Genomic DNA, 17,638 nt, shown 5'->3' with positions numbered 1-17,638 from the left:
TTCCTTTATATGTCCAGTCGCCTGCCTCCGGCGATTTTCCTGATGGGGCCGACTGCCGCCGGCAAGACGGACCTGGCAATCGAACTGACCCAGCATTTGCCATGCGAGCTGATCAGCGTCGATTCGTCGCTGGTCTATCGCGGGATGGATATCGGTACGGCCAAGCCGTCGAAAGAACTCCTGGCTCAGTATCCGCATCGTCTGATCGACATTCGCGACCCGTCCGAACGCTACTCGGCCGCTGAATTCTGCGCCGATGCGCTGGCGGCCATGGCCGATATCACCGCCAGGGGCCGTATTCCGCTGCTGGTGGGCGGCACCATGCTCTATTACAAGGCGCTGCAGGAAGGCTTGGCGGATATGCCGGCGGCCGATGCCGAGATACGCGCGCAGCTGGAATTGCGCGCGGCGAGCGAGGGTTGGGATGTATTGCATCGCGAGTTGGCGGCGGTTGATCCGCAGTCTGCGGCGCGAATTCATCCTAACGATCCGCAACGTCTTACCCGTGCTCTGGAAGTATTTCTGGTCAGCGGCCAGACGATGACGTCGCATAGAGAGCGCCAGACCGCTCAAAACGGCGCTTCTAGCACAGCCGGGGTGGCGCAATTCCCCTATACTGTCGCGAACTTGGCGATTGCGCCCGCGCAGCGCCAGGTATTGCACGCGCGGATTGCCGAAAGATTTATGGCCATGATGGAACAGGGCTTTGTCGAAGAGGTCGAAACCCTGCGAAATAGAGGTGACCTGCACGTGGGGTTGCCGTCTATTCGGGCAGTGGGTTATCGCCAGGTCTGGGATTACCTCGACGGCAGCCTGACTCGAGAGCAAATGGTCGAGAAAGGCATTATTGCCACTCGTCAATTAGCCAAAAGACAGTTCACCTGGTTGCGCAGTTGGTCCAATCTGCACTGGCTAGACAGTCTGGCTTGCGACAATCTGCCACGTGCCTTGAAATACTTGAAGTCGGTCTCCATATTGGACTGAGACCTTGCTTATTGCCGTCTACTCTTGGGGGTAGGGCGGCTAAGTCCACCACTTTCCATACTATAACTATCGATCTCCAAAGGAGTGCGGCACATGTCAAAAGGGCATTCGCTACAAGACCCTTACCTCAATACCCTGCGTAAGGAACGCGTACCGGTTTCAATTTATTTGGTTAACGGCATCAAGCTGCAAGGCCAGATCGAATCCTTCGACCAGTTTGTTATTTTGCTGAAGAACACTGTCAGCCAAATGGTCTACAAGCACGCTATCTCCACTGTGGTACCGAGCCGTCCGGTTCGTCTGCCTAGCGCGACAGAAGGCGAGCAAGTCGAAGCAGAACCAGGTAACGCCTGATAGGAGTCTGCTTTGTTCTTCGAGCGTCATGAAGGCGGTGAACGGGCCATTCTGGTTCATCTGGAAGGCCAAGACCCAGAGGCGCGCGAAGACCCGCAGGAGTTCCAAGAGCTCGCCCACTCGGCGGGTGCGGACACGGTGGCGTTCATTAACGTGCCACGTCATCGGCCGACCGCAAAATTTCTGATTGGCAGTGGCAAGGTCGAGGAGTTACGCGACCTGGTCAAGGCCGAGCAGGCCGATCTGGTTATCTTCAACCACATCCTTACCCCGAGTCAGGAACGCAACCTTGAACGTGTGTTCGAGTGTCGCGTGCTCGACCGTACCGGGTTGATTCTGGATATCTTTGCTCAGCGCGCCCGAACCCACGAGGGTAAGTTGCAGGTTGAGCTCGCGCAGCTTGATCACCTGAGCACGCGCCTGGTCCGCGGCTGGACTCACTTGGAACGGCAGAAAGGCGGTATTGGTCTGCGCGGTCCGGGTGAAACCCAGCTGGAAACCGACCGCCGCTTGCTGCGGGTGCGCATCGGCCAGATCAAGCAGAAACTCGAACGTGTACGTAGCCAGCGTGAGCAGGCTCGTCGTGGTCGTAAGCGTGCAGATATTCCGTCCGTTTCCCTGGTGGGCTACACCAACGCCGGTAAATCCACCCTGTTCAACGCTGTTACCCATTCAGAGGTGTACGCGGCGGACCAACTTTTTGCCACCCTCGACCCCACCCTTCGCCGCCTGGAACTGGATGATCTCGGTCCCATCGTGCTGGCCGATACCGTGGGGTTTATCCGCCATTTGCCGCACAAGCTGGTCGAGGCCTTTCGCGCTACGCTGGAGGAGTCGAGCAATTCCGACTTGCTGCTGCATGTGATCGACGCGCACGAGCCGGATCGTCAGCAGCAGATTGAGCAGGTGTTGGCGGTACTGACTGAAATCGGCGCTGATGAGCTGCCGATTCTCGAGGTGTACAACAAACTGGATCTGCTGGAAGGCGTCGAGCCGCAAATTCAGCGGGATGAATCCGGAAAACCACAACGAGTTTGGCTATCTGCGCGTGATGGGCGCGGCCTGGAGTTGTTGTCGCAGGCGGTTGCCGAGTTGTTGGGCAACGATCTGTTTGTGGGTACGTTGTGTCTGCCGCAGAAGTTGGGGCGCCTGCGTGCACAGTTTTTTGCCTTGGGTGTGGTGCAAACCGAAGCGCATGATGAGCAAGGCGCCAGCCTGTTGGCTGTGCGGGTTCCGCGTGTGGAATTGAACCGGTTGATCAGTCGCGAAGGCTGGCAGCCGTCTGAGTTTCTAGAGCAACACACTTTGCAATAAAGCCTGCGACTGTGGCTTTGCTGCTGCTGGGTGGCATCTGTAGCATTGGCGGGCGCGCCGTGGGCGCGTCTTTGCTTTATCAGTATGGAGAGCGCTATGGCTTGGAATGAGCCGGGTGGCAACTCGAATAATCAAGACCCTTGGGGTGGACGCAAGGGCGGCGGTGACCGCAAAGGTCCGCCAGATCTCGACGAAGCCTTCCGCAAGCTGCAAGAGAGCCTTAACGGGTTGTTCGGCGGCAGTAAAAAACGTGACAGTGATGGTGGCTCGAACAGCGGCAGTGGCGGTGGTTTCGGCCTGATTGCTATCGTCGTTGCCGTGCTGGCAGCTATCTGGCTGTACAGCGCCATCTACGTAGTGGACGAGCAGGAGCAAGCCGTCGTGCTGCGCTTCGGCAAGTACTACGAAACTGTCGGCCCAGGCCTCAACATCTATTTCCCTCCGATGGATCGCAAGTTCCAGGAGAACGTCACCCGCGAGCGTGCGTACAGCAAGCAAGGGCAGATGCTCACCGAGGACGAGAACATCATCGAAGTACCGCTGACTGTTCAATACAAGATCAGCAATCTGCAGGATTTCGTTCTTAACGTAGATCAGCCGGAAGTGAGCCTGCAGCAGGCCACCGACAGCTCGGTGCGCCATGTGGTGGGTTCTACCGCCATGGACCAGGTGCTGACCGAAGGCCGTGAGTTGATGGCCAGCGAAGTCAAAGAGCGCCTGCAGCGTTTTATGGACAACTACAAAACCGGTATCACCGTTACCCAGGTGAACTTGCAGAGCGCCGCGGCGCCGCGTGAAGTTCAGGAAGCCTTCGATGACGTGATCCGTGCCCGTGAAGATGAGCAGCGCGAGAAGAACCTGGCTGAATCCTATGCCAACGGCGTGGTGCCGGAAGCCCGTGGTCAAGCGCAGCGTCTGATCGAAGATGCCAGTGGTTACCGCGATGAAGTGGTTTCCCGTGCAACCGGTGAAGCAGACCGTTTCACCAAGCTCGTGGCTGAGTATCGCAAGGCGCCTGAAGTTACTCGCGAGCGTCTGTATCTCGACACCATGCAAGAGCTGATGAGCAACACCAGCAAGGTGCTGGTCACCGGCGAGAAAGGGCAGAACAACCTGCTTTACCTGCCGCTCGACAAAATGATCGATAGCCGTGGTGCCTCGCCGGCGCCAAGTGCATCGAGCAACGTTGCGCCTGCCGATCTGGGCGCACGGGTGAATGCTGATTTGCAACAGCGTGATCTGCGGACAAGGGAGACTCGCTGATGAGCAATAAATCACTGGCTGCTCTTATTGTCGGCATCGTCGTGTTGCTGGTTGGCTGGAACTGCTTCTATATCGTTTCGCAAACCGAGCGCGCGGTGATGCTGCGCTTCGGTCGCATCGTGCAAACCGATGTCGCGCCTGGCCTGCATGTGAAGGTTCCGTACGTTAACCAGGTGCGCAAGTTCGACGCGCGCTTGATGACGCTCGACTCCTCCACTTCCCGCTTCCTCACTCTGGAAAAGAAAGCATTGATGGTTGATGCCTATGCCAAGTGGCGAGTGCTGGATGCCGAGCGTTACTACACTGCTACTTCGGGCATGAAGCAGATTGCTGATGAGCGTCTGTCGCGTCGTCTCGAAGCATCGCTGCGTGACCAGTTCGGTAAACGCACCCTGCACGAGTCGGTTTCCGGCGAGCGTGATGCGTTGATGGCGGATGTAACGGCGTCGTTGAACAAAGCGGCTCAGAAAGAACTCGGTATCGAAGTGGTCGATGTTCGCGTCAAGGCCATCGACCTGCCGAAGGAAGTGAACCGCAGCGTGTTCGACCGCATGAGCTCCGAGCGTGAGCGTGAGGCTCGTGAGCACCGCGCCAAAGGTAAAGAGCTGGCCGAAGGTATTCGCGCAGACGCCGACCGGCAGAAGCGTGTGATCCTGGCTGAAGCCTATCGCGAAGCTGAAGAAGCCCGTGGTGATGGCGATGCGAAAGCGTCGGCCATCTACGCAAAGGCCTATGGCGAGGACCAGGAGTTCTACGGTTTCTACCGCAGCCTGCGTGCTTACCGCGAAAGCTTTGCCGACAAGCGTGACGTGTTGGTGCTGGACCCCAGCAGCGACTTCTTCCGCTACCTGGAAAAGTCCAAGCCTTGATAGAAGTCGCTTCCGACGGACGCTGGTCGTCCGTCGGGGTGACCGATCAGGCAAAGGTTGTTATGATGCGTCAGCCGGGAAATTCCCGGCTTTTTTGCGTCTGTGGGAACCATGTGGCAGGAACTTGGCATCGCGTTGTGTTTAGTGCTGGTGCTGGAAGGCATCCTGCCGTTCCTATATCCACGAGGTTGGCGTGAGACATTCATGCAGCTTCTACAGCTGTCTGATGGACGCTTACGCCTAATCGGGCTTGCCAGCATGCTGCTGGGAACAGTCCTCCTTTACTGGCTTCATTAATGGCTGCCGCCCGCAACGAGGGGAATGGCGAAATGGCAACGGTAGACCGCTGGCTGCTGCCAGATGGCATCGAGGAAGTACTGCCGCCGGAAGCGGCGCGCATCGAGGCGGCGCGCCGTCAGGTGCTGGATCTGTTCCAGCGCTGGGGCTATGAGTTCGTCGTCACTCCACACATTGAATACCTGGAATCGCTGCTCACCGGCGCGGGCCAGGATCTGGATCTGCGCACCTTCAAAGTAATCGACCCGCAAACCGGCCGGCAGATGGGCTTTCGTGCCGACATCACGCCGCAAGTGGCGCGCATTGATGCGCATACCCTGCGTCGCGAAGGGCCGAACCGTCTTTGCTATGCCGGCAGCGTCCTGCACGCTCAGCCTCGCGCCCTGACTACTTCGCGCAGCCCGATCCAGTTGGGCGCCGAGTTGTACGGCGACGCGAGCCCGGCCAGCGATGTTGAAGTCATCAGCCTGCTGCTCGAAATGCTGGAGCTGGCCGCCGTGCCAGACGTGCATATCGATCTCGGCCATGTCGGCATCTACCGCGGGCTGGCCCGTGCTGCGGGTCTTTCCGGTGAAGTGGAGCAGCAGCTGTTCGACGCCCTGCAACGCAAGGCGGTCGATGAAGTCGCGGCGCTGACCGAAAGCGTTCCGGCCGATCTGCAGAAAATGCTTCGTGCCTTGGCTGAACTTTGCGGCGAACGTGAAGTGCTGGACCTGGCGCAAGCCTGTCTGGTCGAAGCGCCGGAAGATGTGCACCTGGCGCTCGACGAGCTGATCGCCATCGCTGACACCCTGGAGCGCCGCTACCCTGAAGTGCCGTTGTACTTCGACCTGGGCGAGCTGCGCGGTTACCACTATCACACCGGTGTGGTGTTCGCGGCATTCGTGCCGGGCGTTGGTCAGTCCATCGCCCAGGGCGGCCGCTATGATGATATTGGTGCTGACTTTGGTCGGGCGCGCCCGGCCACCGGTTTCTCCACCGACCTGAAAACCCTGGTGACGTTGGGCGCGATGCAGCTCGATGAACCTGAGGCCGGGGTCTGGGCGCCGGACAATCACGATTTGTACCTGTGGAAGGCAGTTCGCCAGTTGCGCGGGCAAAACACGCGCGTCGTGCAGGCGCTGCCGGGCCAGGATGTTTCTGCCGCGCATGAAGCGGGCTGTGATCGCCAGTTGGTGCTCAATGACGGGCGCTGGCAGGTTGTGCCGTTGGCTGTTTAAAGATTTCCGCTGGCACCTGCCGGCATCAAGCTTCGAAGAGGACAAGTGTTATGGGTAAGAATGTCGTAGTCCTGGGCACCCAATGGGGTGATGAGGGCAAAGGCAAGATCGTTGATCTGCTGACTGAACACGCTGCCGCGGTAGTTCGCTACCAGGGCGGTCACAACGCAGGTCATACCCTGGTGATCGACGGCGAGAAAACCGTCCTGCACCTGATTCCGTCCGGCGTGCTGCGCGAAGGCGTGCAGTGCCTGATCGGTAACGGTGTGGTGGTCGCGCCAGACGCCTTGATGCGCGAAATCATCAAGCTGGAAGAGAAAGGCGTACCGGTGCGCGAGCGCCTGCGCATCAGCCCGGCTTGCCCGCTGATCCTCTCCTACCACGTGGCGCTGGACCAGGCCCGTGAGCGGGCGCGTGGCGAAGCCAAGATCGGCACGACTGGTCGCGGTATCGGCCCAGCCTACGAAGACAAAGTAGCCCGTCGTGGCCTGCGCATCGGTGACCTGTTCCACCGCGAGCGTTTCGCCGCCAAGCTCGGCGAGCTGCTGGACTATCACAATTTCGTGTTGGTCAATTACTACAAAGAGCCGGCCATCGACTTCCAGAAAACCCTGGATGAGTGCATGGAATACGCCGAGCTGCTGAAGCCGATGATGGCTGACGTGACCTCCGTACTGCACGACCTGCGTCGCGACGGCAAAGACATTATGTTCGAAGGCGCGCAGGGTTCCCTGCTCGACATCGACCACGGCACCTACCCGTACGTCACCAGCTCCAACACCACTGCCGGCGGTATCGCCACCGGTTCGGGATTTGGTCCGATGTACCTCGATTACATCCTCGGGATCACCAAGGCCTACACCACGCGCGTTGGCTCGGGTCCGTTCCCGACTGAGCTGTTCGACGATGTCGGCGCCTTCCTTGCCAAGCGTGGCCACGAGTTCGGTGCGACTACCGGCCGAGCCCGCCGTTGCGGATGGTTCGACGCCGTTATCCTGCGTCGCGCTATCGAAATCAACAGCATCTCGGGCCTGTGCCTGACCAAGCTGGACGTGCTCGATGGTCTGGAAACCATCCGTATCTGTGTAGGCTACAAGAACGAAAACGGCGCCGTTATCGATGCACCGACCGACGCCGACAGCTACATCGGTCTGGAGCCGGTGTACGAAGAAGTGCCGGGCTGGACCGAATCGACCTTGGGTGCCAAAACCCTGGACGAGTTGCCGGCTAACGCCCGTGCCTACATCAAGCGTGTGGAAGAGTTGGTCGGCGCGCCGATCGATATCATCTCCACTGGCCCGGACCGCAACGAGACCATCGTGTTGCGTCACCCGTTCGCCTAAGCGCTAATGCCGCCGTCGTTAAGGCGGTTGCACACGACAAAGGGTCGCCATTGGCGGCCCTTTGTCGTTTCTGAGCGGTGGCGGCATGGCCCTTGCTGTGCTCAAGTTATCCCAGCGGTTGCCGTCACACAGGTGACGGGTATTGGAGGTTTGTCGTGTCAGCCATCGTTTCTCTCTTGCGTAGCCGCCTGCTGCGCCCGGTATTCATTGCTCTCGGAATTGCACTGCTGGTGCAGGTTCTGGTGGCTGTTGCACTAACTCGGAGCACGGTCGGTGCGTTGGAGGTAGATCTGGGCGCGCGCCTGGGCGCCGACACCCAGCGTCTGGAGTCCGAGTTGCAGGAAGCCAGCCGCGAGCTTTCTTCCGGTTTGGGCACGTTGTCCAGCCGTACGCGAGAGCGCCTCGCGGCAGGCTTGTCGACACGCTTGAAGGACGAGCAAACACAGATACGTGCCACCCTTGAGCAAAACCTCAAGGACTCGGCCAACGATATGGCGCAGCTGCTAGCTGCCGTCGCCCCTCGGGCCATGTGGGATAACGATGGCCCAGCGCTGTCCGAATTCGCTCGCCGTGCCCAGCGCAACCCTAACGTGTTGTTTGTCGTGTATGACGATGCTCAGGGCCAGCACCTGACCCGCTACCTCAATCGTGAAAACCCACTTATCAAAGCGCTGATGGACAAAGGCGAGGGCGAGCGCGCGCTGGATAAGGTGCTGAACGCCGCGCGTAACGATAAATCGGTGTACATGATCGAAGCCTCCATCAGCCCCAACGGCGTGGAAATCGGCAAGGTGCTGATGGGTGTTTCCACCGCTTCCGTCGAGCAGCAACTGGAAGCGTTGGACAAGCGCTTTACCGCGCTGATTGCCAGTGGCGACCAGTTGGTGGCCGACAGCCTGTCTGGCGCTTCGACCGATAGCACTGCTGCGCTGACGGCGCGCTTGAAGTCGGCGCAGAACGAAACGGCCGGCATGGCCGATGGCGCTCGTGCGTCGGTGCAGGAGTCTGCTGCCACGCTGAAGTGGCGTATTGGTCTTGGTTTGGTGCTTGTCGGTCTGGGCGTATTGCTCACGCTTGCGGTGGTGCTGGGTCGGCGCGTGGTTAGCAAGCTGCACCTGCAAATTGCCGCGTTGAATGATCTAGCGGCAGGCGAGGGTGATTTGACTCGACGCATCGAAGTTACCAGTCGCGATGAAATTGGCGACATGGCCATCGCCGTAAACCGCTTTGTCGAGAAGCTGCAGCCCATCGTTCGCGAGGCGGGTGAAGTGGCGGTGAGCACTGGGGTCGAAATCAAAGGTCTCGCTACCCGCAGCGTGGCAGCTGAAGCGGCGGCAGAACGTCAGCGTGACGAAGTGGCTGGCAGCCTGGAAGCATTGGCTGTGATGGCCGGCGATGCGCAAGCGGAAAGCCGCGCCATGCAGGCGGCGTTGCAGCGCGTGGTGTCGATTCGTCAGGATGCCAATGAAAACGCCGTGATCGCCACGAAGGTGGGCGGTTTGATCGAGGAGTTGGTCTCGCGTGTCGATGCGGGTTCCGCGGTGATCGAGCGCCTAGCGCGGCAAAGCGAACAGATCGAAATGGTGTTGACCGTTATCCACGGCATTGCCGAACAAACCAATCTGCTGGCCTTGAACGCCGCTATTGAGGCCGCGCGTGCGGGTGAGACCGGCCGAGGTTTTGCCGTAGTGGCGGATGAGGTGCGTGCACTGGCGAGCAAGACACAGCAATCCACCGGCGATATCCAGTCGCATATCACCGCGTTGCAGCAGGGCGCGCGTGAGGCGGTGTCGGTGATTGGCCGTGCTGGGCAGCAAGCGAACGAAGGGTTGGCGGCATTGCGTGATAGCGAGCGTTTACAGCTGTCGGTGCAGGCGGCGGTGGACGATGTGCATGCGGCAATCAAGGCGGCCACGCAGGCGGCAGCGCATCAGGCTGAAGGCGCGGATGCCGTGCGCGGTCGGGTTGAAGTGATTCACGCCGAGGCGCAGCGTGCGGCCGAGGCGGGGGCGGCGACAGCGGCTAGTGGGCGGGTTCTTGATGGCTTGGCGTCACGGCTGAAATCCAGTCTGGGCCAGTTTCGCGTGTAGCTGAGCTAAACATGAAGACGCCGACGTCATCCTCGGCTTCTTTATATGTGCGGTTGGCGACAAATCGCAGGCACAAAAAAACCGGCCTGAGCCGGTCTTTTTGTTGCTGAGGTTGGTAGTGCCTCAGTCTGAATTGGTGCCCAGGAGAAGACTCGAACTTCCACGATGTTGCCATCGCTAGGACCTGAACCTAGTGCGTCTACCAATTCCGCCACCTGGGCGTTGATTTCGCTGATCGCTCAACTACTTTTCAACTACAACAACGTTACTGTCGTTGTGGGCGCGAAATATACGGGCCGCATGAAGGGTTGTAAACCCCTGAATTTAAACGACTTGCGAAAAACGGCAGGCACAAAAAAAACCGGCCTAAGCCGGTCTTTTTGTTGCTGAGGTTGGTAGAACCTCAGTCTAAATTGGTGCCCAGGAGAAGACTCGAACTTCCACGATGTTGCCATCGCTAGGACCTGAACCTAGTGCGTCTACCAATTCCGCCACCTGGGCGTTGAGTTCGCTGATTGCTCAACTACTTTCAACTACAACAACGTTTGCCGTCGTTGTGGGCGCGAAATATACGGACCGACTTGGAGGTTGTAAACCCCCGGTGTGAAAAAAAACTTTATTCGTTCACTTGAGCAGACCAAGATAGCGTTTTCGCGCTTCAATAGGCGCATGACACTTACTTCTCTATATAGATAAGGCGAACCCTCTCTAATGGCCGATTGGCAATCCCTCGATCCCGAGGCCGCCCGTGAAGCGGAAAAATACGAAAACCCCATCCCAAGTCGTGAGCTGATTCTTCAGCATCTGGCTGATCGCGGTTCGCCGGCCAACCGCGAGCAGTTGGTGGAAGAGTTCGGTCTCACCACTGAAGAACAACTGGAAGCCTTGCGTCGTCGCCTGAGAGCGATGGAGCGCGATGGCCAGTTGATCTACACCCGCCGTGGCACCTACGCGCCGGTGGACAAGCTGGACCTGATCCTTGGTCGCATCAGCGGTCACCGCGATGGCTTCGGCTTCCTCATCCCGGACGACAAGAGCGACGACCTGTTTCTGAGCCCGGCGCAGATGCGTCTGGTGTTCGATGGCGACCGTGCCCTGGCACGCGTTACCGGTCTCGACCGTCGTGGTCGCCGTGAAGGCGCGGTAGTGGAAGTGATTTCCCGCGCCCACGAAAGTATCGTCGGCCGTTACTACGAAGAAAGCGGCATTGGATTTGTTGTTGCCGATAACCCGAAAATCCAGCAGGAAGTGCTGGTGACCCCGGGCCGCAACGCCAACGCCAAGCAAGGTCAGTTCGTCGAGGTGAAAATCACTCACTGGCCAACCCCGCGCTTTCAGCCTCAGGGCGACGTGGTTGAAGTGGTCGGCAACTACATGGCGCCGGGCATGGAAATCGACGTTGCGCTGCGCAGCTACGACATTCCCCACGTCTGGCCCGAGGCCGTGCTGAAAGAAGCCGCCAAGCTCAAGCCGGAAGTGGAAGAAAAAGACAAAGAGAAGCGCATCGACCTGCGCCATCTGCCCTTCGTAACCATCGACGGCGAAGACGCCCGCGACTTTGACGACGCGGTGTTCTGCGAAAAGAACGCCAGCAAGTGGGGCCTTTTCTCCGGCGGCTGGAAGCTCTATGTCGCCATCGCCGACGTTTCGTCGTACGTGAAAATCGGTTCGGCCCTGGATGACGAATCGCAAGTGCGCGGTAACTCGGTGTACTTCCCCGAGCGCGTTGTGCCGATGCTGCCGGAAGAACTTTCCAACGGTCTGTGCTCGCTGAACCCGCACGTGGACCGTCTGGCCATGGTCTGCGAGATGAGCATCTCCAAGACCGGCAAGATGACCGACTATCAGTTCTACGAAGCGGTCATTCACTCCCATGCGCGCCTGACCTACAACAAAGTCAGCACCATCCTCGAGCAACCGAAGAGCACCGAGGCGAAAGCCCTGCGCACCGAGTACGCCGACGTGGTGCCGCACCTCAAGCAGCTGTATTCGCTGTACCAGGTGCTGCTGGCGGCCCGTCATGAGCGTGGCGCCATCGACTTTGAAACCCAGGAAACCCGCATCATCTTCGGCTCGGGCCGCAAGATTGCCGAGATCCGTCCGACCACCCGCAACGATGCGCACAAGCTGATCGAGGAGTGCATGCTGGCCGCCAACGTGGCCACCGCCGAATTCCTCAAGAAGCACGAAATTCCTGCGCTGTACCGCGTGCACGATGGTCCGCCACCAGAGCGTCTGGAAAAACTCAAGGCCTTCCTCGGCGAGCTCGGGTTGTCGCTGCAGCGTGCCAAGTCCAAAGACGGTCCGTCGCCCAAGGACTACCAGGCATTGCTGGAAAATATCCGCGAGCGCCCGGATTACCACCTGATCCAGACCGTGATGCTGCGCTCCCTGAGCCAGGCGGTGTACAGCGCTGACAACCAGGGCCACTTCGGCCTGAACTACGAGGCGTATACCCACTTCACCTCGCCAATCCGTCGTTACCCGGACCTGCTGACCCACCGTGCCATTCGCAGCGTCATTCGCTCGAAGATCGACACCCCGCACGTCAAACGTGCCGGCGCGATGATCATTCCGAAAGCGCGCATCTACCCGTATGACGAAGCGGCGCTGGAGCAGTTGGGCGAGCAGTGCTCGATGTCCGAGCGCCGTGCCGACGAAGCCACCCGAGACGTGGTGAACTGGCTCAAGTGCGAGTTTATGAAAGACCGCGTGGGCGAAAGCTTCCCGGGTGTGATCACTGCCGTGACCGGCTTTGGTCTGTTCGTCGAGCTCAAAGACATCTACGTGGAAGGTCTGGTGCACGTCACTGCGTTGCCGGGCGACTACTACCACTTCGACCCGGTTCACCATCGCCTGGCTGGCGAGCGCACCGGGCGCAGCTTCCGTCTGGGCGACAGCATCGACGTCAAAGTCATGCGTGTGGACCTGGACGAACGCAAAATCGACTTCGAACTGGCGCAAGCCACTATCGACGCACCGATTGGCCGTAAAGGCCGTGCGCCTACGTCGGCGACCAAGGGCGGCGCTCGCGAGCGTGCCGAGAAAGCCAATGCTGCGGGCGGCCGTGCGCCAGCCGCAACCGGCAGCACCGACGTCAAACGCAGCCGCGAAGTGAAAAGCGCGCTGCTCGCTGAAGCGAAAAGCAAAGGCAAAGCCAGCACCGCGAGCAAAACCGGCAAGCCCAGCAGTCACCGCAAGGGCCCGGCAAAAGCCGGCCCGGCGGCAGCACCGAGCAAAAGCGGCGGGGCACGCAAGCCAAAGGGTAAAGCATGAGTCAGTTGGAAAAGATCTACGGCGTACATGCCGTAGAGGCGTTGTTGCGTCATCACCCTAAGCGGGTAAAGCAGATCTGGCTGGCTGAAGGCCGTAACGATCCGCGCGTGCAGGTGTTGCTTGAGTTGGCCGCGCAGTCGCGTATTGCCGTTGGCCAGGCTGAGCGTCGTGAGATGGACGTCTGGGTTGAAGGCGTGCACCAGGGCGTGGTGGCTGAAGTCAGCCCGAGCCAGGTGTGGGGCGAGGCGATGCTCGACGAGCTGCTCGACCGTTCCGAAGGGCATCCGCTGTTGCTGGTGCTCGACGGCGTCACCGACCCGCACAACCTCGGCGCGTGCCTGCGCACTGCCGATGCGGCTGGTGCGCTGGCGGTGATCGTGCCGAAAGACAAATCCGCGACCCTCAACCCCACCGTGCGCAAAGTGGCGTGTGGTGCGGCAGAGGTGATCCCGCTGGTGGCTGTGACCAACTTGGCCCGCACCCTGGAAAAACTCCAGCAGCGCGGTCTGTGGGTGGTCGGCACCGCCGGAGAAGCCGAGCAGGAGTTGTACGAGCAAGACCTGACCGGCCCGACCATTCTGATCATGGGCGCCGAAGGCAAAGGCATGCGTCGCCTGACCCGTGAGCACTGCGACTATCTGGTGCGTCTGCCCATGGCCGGTAGCGTCAGCAGCCTCAATGTGTCGGTCGCTACCGGTGTGTGCCTGTTCGAAGCGTTGCGCCAGCGCAGCGTGAAGGCCAAAGCCGGTAAATAAAACGCGGTAAGCAGTCAAGAGGGCGGAGCGCAACGCGCCGTCCTCGATTGCTCAAATAATCACCAATTGCCTTGCGCCCCCCAGTCCCCTTCTCTACAATTGCGCCCCTTGCCGTGACGGCAGGCGCTTTCGTGCCCTGATGTCCGGTGAGCTAACAGTGTCATTCACTCCTTGTCTGACCGCCCTGGCGGCAGGCTACAACCCGTAAGGAGCATTTATGCGTCATTACGAAATCATCTTTCTGGTTCACCCGGACCAGAGCGAGCAAGTCGGCGGCATGGTTGAGCGTTACACCAAGCTGATCGAAGAAGACGGCGGCAAAATTCACCGCCTGGAAGACTGGGCCGTCGTCAACTGGCCTACGCAATCAACAATGTTCACAAGGCTCACTACGTGATGCTGAACGTTGAGTGCACCGGCAAAGCCCTGGCTGAGCTGGAAGACAACTTCCGTTACAACGATGCCGTGATCCGTAACCTGGTCATCCGTCGCGACGAAGCCGTAACTGGCCAGTCCGAGATGCTCAAGGCTGAAGAAAACCGCAGCGAGCGCCGCGAGCGTCGTGACCGTCCTGAAGCCGATTCCATCGATGGCGACAGCGATGACAGCGACAACAGCGACAGCGATAACGCTGACGAGTAATCCACGGATCTATTGAGGAGCCAATCTCATGGCACGTTTCTTCCGTCGTCGTAAATTCTGCCGTTTCACCGCTGAAGACGTGAAGGAGATCGACTACAAAGATCTCAACACTCTGAAAGCCTATGTTTCTGAAACCGGCAAAATCGTTCCAAGCCGTATCACCGGTACCAAGGCTCGTTATCAGCGTCAGCTGGCTACCGCTATCAAGCGCGCCCGCTTCCTGGCCCTGCTCGCCTACACCGACAGCCACGGCCGCTGAGACCGGAAGGTCGATACGCAGTAAGGGATAAATCGCATGCGCGCCATAGCTGAGTTCATCATGCGCGGTCGCATGCAAGCCACTCTCGTAGTGGTAGGTAGCGCGGCATTGCCGCTGTTGATTTGGTTGAGCGCTGCCGCGGCAGCTTTGATTTTGTTGCGGCGCGGTGCAGCCGACGCATTTAGCGTATGGGTTTGGGCGTTGTTGCCCGCTGCGGTGTGGTGGTATGTCGGCGAGCCGACGACCCTCATGCTGGTGGCAGGCACGCTGGTGTTGGCGCAGGTGTTACGCGTCACCGCTTCCTGGACCTGGGTGTTGCTGGCCAGTGTTGTGTTGGGTGCGTTGTTTGTGCAGGTGATCGAAGTGGTCTCGGCAGACATGCTGAAGGGAATGGCGGAGTTTATCCGCGCAGTCTTCTCGCAGTATGCCGCCGAAGCGAAGATGCCCGCCGAACAGCTCGCCGATGTGCAAGCGTCGCTTATTGCGGCCTTGCCCGGGTTTTTAGCGTCCTCATTGCAGCTGATGTGTGTGCTTTGCCTGGTGCTTGCCCGTTATTGGCAAGCCGCGTTGTACAACCCTGGTGGCTTCGGCCTGGAGTTTCGGGCAATACGTTTGAAGCCCGCTGTGGCGGTGGCTCTGTTGGTTGGTGTGTTGTTCGCACCGGCACTGGGCGACAGCTTCGCGGTGTTGGCTCCGCTGTGTACGGTGCCGCTGTTTTTCGCAGGTTTGGCCTTGGGCCATGGCCTGATTGAAATGAAGCGGCTCAGCACCTTCTGGGTGATGGCGCTGTACATGGCTGTGCTGATAATCGGCAACCTGATTTGTATCCTGGCTGTGGTCGACAGTCTGATTGATTTTCGCGGACGCCTGGCGCGCCACAAGGGCGCTGGTCCTGCGAACGGTGAAGGTTAAAAGTTAAGAGGTAAGACCCAAATGGAAGTCATCCTGCTGGAAAAAATCGCCAATCTGGGCAACCTGGGCGACAAAGTGAACGTTAAGGCTGGTTACGGCCGTAACTTCCTGCTGCCGCAAGGCAAAGCCACTGCCGCTACCGCTGCGAACGTTGCTGCGTTCGAAGAGCGTCGCGCAGAGCTGGAAAAACTGGCTGCCGAGAAGAAAGCTTCGGCTGAAGCTCGTGCTGCTCAACTGGCTGAGCTGGAAGTGACCATCACTGCCACCGCTGGTGATGAAGGCAAGCTGTTCGGTTCCATCGGTACTCACGACATCGCTGACGCTCTGACCGCCTCCGGCGTTGAAGTAGCTAAAGCTGAAGTGCGTCTGCCGAACGGCACCATCCGTCACGTGGGCGAATTCGACGTTGCTGTGCACCTGCACTCCGACGTTGAAGCTACCGTCCGTGTTGTCGTGGTAGCTGCTTAAGCAACACCAATCGCCTAGCACCTCGCGTGCGAGCGGTTTAACATCGGGCACGATCTGCGTACGCAGTTCGTGCCCTTTGTCTTTCTGTATTCCCTGTTTTGCACTCCTGACTCCATGTGGCCATGAACGATATTTCCGATCCCGAACAGTTCGACCTGCAAACCGCCGCGCTAAAGTCCCGCCGCATTCCATCGAGGCCGAACAGGCCGTGCTCGGTGGTTTGATGCTCGACAACAACGCCTGGGAGCGGGTGCTGGACCAGGTGTCGGACGGCGACTTCTATCGCCATGACCACCGTCTAATCTTCCGCGCTATCGCCAAGCTCGCCGACCACAACTCGCCGTTCGACGTGGTGACGTTGTCCGAGCAGCTCGACAAGGAAGGCCAGACCTCGCAAACCGGCGGCCTTGCCTATCTCGGCGAGCTGGCAAAAAACACCCCGTCGGTGGCCAACATCAAGGCCTATGCGCAGATCGTGCGTGAGCGCGCCACCCTGCGCCAGCTGATCGGCATCAGCAGCGAAATCGCCGACAGTGCCTTCAACCCGCAAGGGCGGCAGGCCTCGGAAATTCTCGATGAAGCTGAACGGCAGATCTTCCAGATCGCCGAAGCGCGGCCGAAAACCGGTGGCCCGGTGGGCGTTAATGCGCTGCTGACCAAAGCCATCGACCGTATCGACGAGCTGTTCAACACCGGCGAAGGCATTACCGGTCTGTCCACCGGCTTCACCGACCTGGACGACAAGACCAGCGGCCTGCAGCCCTCCGACCTGATCATCGTCGCCGGTCGTCCGTCGATGGGTAAAACCACCTTCGCCATGAACCTGGTGGAGAACGCCGTACTGCGTAGCGACAAGGTGATTCTGGTGTACTCGCTGGAGATGCCAGGCGAATCGCTGATGATGCGTATGCTGTCCTCGCTCGGCCGTATCGACCAGACCAAGGTGCGTTCCGGTCAGCTCGACGATGACGACTGGCCGCGCCTCACCTCGGCGGTCAACCTGCTCAACGACCGCAAACTGTTTATCGACGACACCGCCGGTATCAGCCCTTCGGAAATGCGCGCGCGTACTCGCCGCCTGGTACGTGAGCACGGCGAAGTCGGCCTGATCATGATCGATTACCTGCAACTGATGCAGATCCCCGGCTCCAGCGGCGACAACCGGACCAACGAGATTTCTGAAATCTCCCGCTCGTTGAAAGCCTTGGCCAAGGAATTCAACTGCCCGGTGGTGGCCCTGTCGCAGCTCAACCGCTCCCTGGAACAGCGCCCCAACAAGCGCCCGGTGAACTCCGACTTGCGTGAATCGGGCGCCATCGAGCAGGACGCCGACGTCATCATGTTCGTGTACCGCGACGAGGTGTATCACCCGGATACCGAACACAAAGGCGTGGCGGAAATCATCCTCGGCAAACAGCGGAACGGCCCGATCGGTTTTGTTCGGTTGGCGTTTCTCGGCAAATACACCCGTTTCGAGAACCTGGCGCCAGGCAGTTATAACTTTGATGACGACGAATAATTTCGACCCAGATCGGCCGGAGCGCCGCCTATGCTGCGTCGCGCGGTGCTCGTGATCCTCATGGGCTTGAGCC

At 59.5% G+C, this 17,638-nt stretch carries 13 protein-coding genes, 2 tRNA genes and 4 pseudogenes; 17 read left to right on the top strand and 2 right to left on the bottom strand.

The window, feature by feature from the left end; genetic code table 11:
- Positions 1 to 9 precede the first annotated feature (9 nt).
- The 10 genes and pseudogenes from miaA to AC0V2S_RS05380 form a co-directional block, all read left to right on the top strand.
- Positions 10 to 984 (top strand): tRNA (adenosine(37)-N6)-dimethylallyltransferase MiaA, encoded by a 975-nt coding sequence (miaA, locus tag AC0V2S_RS05425; protein ID WP_475508836.1) that lies wholly within the window; start codon positions 10 to 12, stop codon positions 982 to 984.
- 93 nt (positions 985 to 1,077) lie between these two features.
- Positions 1,078 to 1,338 carry an RNA chaperone Hfq gene (hfq, locus tag AC0V2S_RS05420; RefSeq protein WP_108097895.1) on the top strand — a complete coding sequence of 87 codons (261 nt, stop codon included), beginning with the start codon at positions 1,078 to 1,080 and terminating at the stop codon, positions 1,336 to 1,338.
- 12 nt (positions 1,339 to 1,350) lie between these two features.
- Complete coding sequence (hflX, locus tag AC0V2S_RS05415) at positions 1,351 to 2,652, top strand: ribosome rescue GTPase HflX (protein WP_475508835.1); 1,302 nt, start codon at positions 1,351 to 1,353, stop codon at positions 2,650 to 2,652.
- Positions 2,653 to 2,748: 96 nt separating this feature from the next.
- Positions 2,749 to 3,915 carry an FtsH protease activity modulator HflK gene (hflK, locus tag AC0V2S_RS05410; protein ID WP_475508834.1) on the top strand — a complete coding sequence of 389 codons (1,167 nt, stop codon included), beginning with the start codon at positions 2,749 to 2,751 and terminating at the stop codon, positions 3,913 to 3,915.
- Positions 3,915 to 4,784 carry a protease modulator HflC gene (hflC, locus tag AC0V2S_RS05405; protein ID WP_271193885.1) on the top strand — a complete coding sequence of 290 codons (870 nt, stop codon included), beginning with the start codon at positions 3,915 to 3,917 and terminating at the stop codon, positions 4,782 to 4,784. Before hflK ends, hflC begins: the two co-directional genes overlap by 1 nt.
- A gap of 111 nt (positions 4,785 to 4,895) precedes the next feature.
- A complete protein-coding gene (locus tag AC0V2S_RS05400) occupies positions 4,896 to 5,081 on the top strand; it encodes a DUF2065 domain-containing protein (RefSeq protein WP_475508833.1) in 186 nt (61 codons plus the stop codon).
- Between the two features lie 32 nt (positions 5,082 to 5,113).
- Positions 5,114 to 6,301 carry an ATP phosphoribosyltransferase regulatory subunit gene (locus tag AC0V2S_RS05395; RefSeq protein WP_475508832.1) on the top strand — a complete coding sequence of 396 codons (1,188 nt, stop codon included), beginning with the start codon at positions 5,114 to 5,116 and terminating at the stop codon, positions 6,299 to 6,301.
- A 50-nt stretch (positions 6,302 to 6,351) separates the two neighbouring features.
- Entirely contained in the window at positions 6,352 to 7,644 is a 1,293-nt protein-coding gene (locus AC0V2S_RS05390) for an adenylosuccinate synthase (protein WP_475508831.1), read from the top strand.
- Positions 7,645 to 8,135: 491 nt separating this feature from the next.
- A pseudogene (locus tag AC0V2S_RS05385) lies at positions 8,136 to 8,828 on the top strand (methyl-accepting chemotaxis protein); the annotation flags it as partial.
- 390 nt (positions 8,829 to 9,218) lie between these two features.
- Positions 9,219 to 9,734: pseudogene (locus tag AC0V2S_RS05380) on the top strand (methyl-accepting chemotaxis protein); the annotation flags it as partial.
- 134 nt (positions 9,735 to 9,868) lie between these two features.
- Here AC0V2S_RS05380 and AC0V2S_RS05375 read toward each other — a convergent pair.
- Both AC0V2S_RS05375 and AC0V2S_RS05370 read right to left on the bottom strand, forming a co-directional pair.
- A tRNA-Leu gene (locus tag AC0V2S_RS05375) sits at positions 9,869 to 9,955 on the bottom strand.
- Positions 9,956 to 10,148: 193 nt separating this feature from the next.
- A tRNA-Leu gene (locus AC0V2S_RS05370) sits at positions 10,149 to 10,235 on the bottom strand.
- A gap of 210 nt (positions 10,236 to 10,445) precedes the next feature.
- On the opposite strand from AC0V2S_RS05370, the gene rnr reads away from it, so the two are divergent.
- The 7 genes and pseudogenes from rnr (at position 10,446) to dnaB (ending at position 17,565) form a co-directional block, all read left to right on the top strand.
- A complete protein-coding gene (gene rnr / locus AC0V2S_RS05365; protein ID WP_475508830.1) occupies positions 10,446 to 13,010 on the top strand; it encodes a ribonuclease R in 2,565 nt (854 codons plus the stop codon).
- A complete protein-coding gene (gene rlmB, locus AC0V2S_RS05360) occupies positions 13,007 to 13,765 on the top strand; it encodes a 23S rRNA (guanosine(2251)-2'-O)-methyltransferase RlmB (protein WP_475508829.1) in 759 nt (252 codons plus the stop codon). Before rnr ends, rlmB begins: the two co-directional genes overlap by 4 nt.
- Before the next feature lie 217 nt (positions 13,766 to 13,982).
- Positions 13,983 to 14,407 (top strand): annotated as a pseudogene (gene rpsF, locus AC0V2S_RS05355) (30S ribosomal protein S6).
- 28 nt (positions 14,408 to 14,435) lie between these two features.
- Positions 14,436 to 14,666 (top strand): 30S ribosomal protein S18, encoded by a 231-nt coding sequence (gene rpsR, locus AC0V2S_RS05350; protein ID WP_002551829.1) that lies wholly within the window; start codon positions 14,436 to 14,438, stop codon positions 14,664 to 14,666.
- Between the two features lie 36 nt (positions 14,667 to 14,702).
- A complete protein-coding gene (locus AC0V2S_RS05345) occupies positions 14,703 to 15,578 on the top strand; it encodes a hypothetical protein (RefSeq protein ID WP_475508828.1) in 876 nt (291 codons plus the stop codon).
- Positions 15,579 to 15,599: 21 nt separating this feature from the next.
- On the top strand, positions 15,600 to 16,046 hold the full coding sequence (gene rplI / locus AC0V2S_RS05340) for a 50S ribosomal protein L9 (RefSeq protein WP_108097884.1): 447 nt from the start codon (positions 15,600 to 15,602) through the stop codon (positions 16,044 to 16,046).
- A gap of 122 nt (positions 16,047 to 16,168) precedes the next feature.
- Positions 16,169 to 17,565, top strand: a pseudogene (dnaB, locus tag AC0V2S_RS05335) (replicative DNA helicase).
- Positions 17,566 to 17,638: the final 73 nt, after the last annotated feature.

This window comes from Pseudomonas sp. CC11G, from assembly GCF_056174845.1.
The sequence above is the reverse complement of the archived record's forward strand: the minus strand, read 5'-3'. Positions and strand labels throughout refer to the sequence as shown.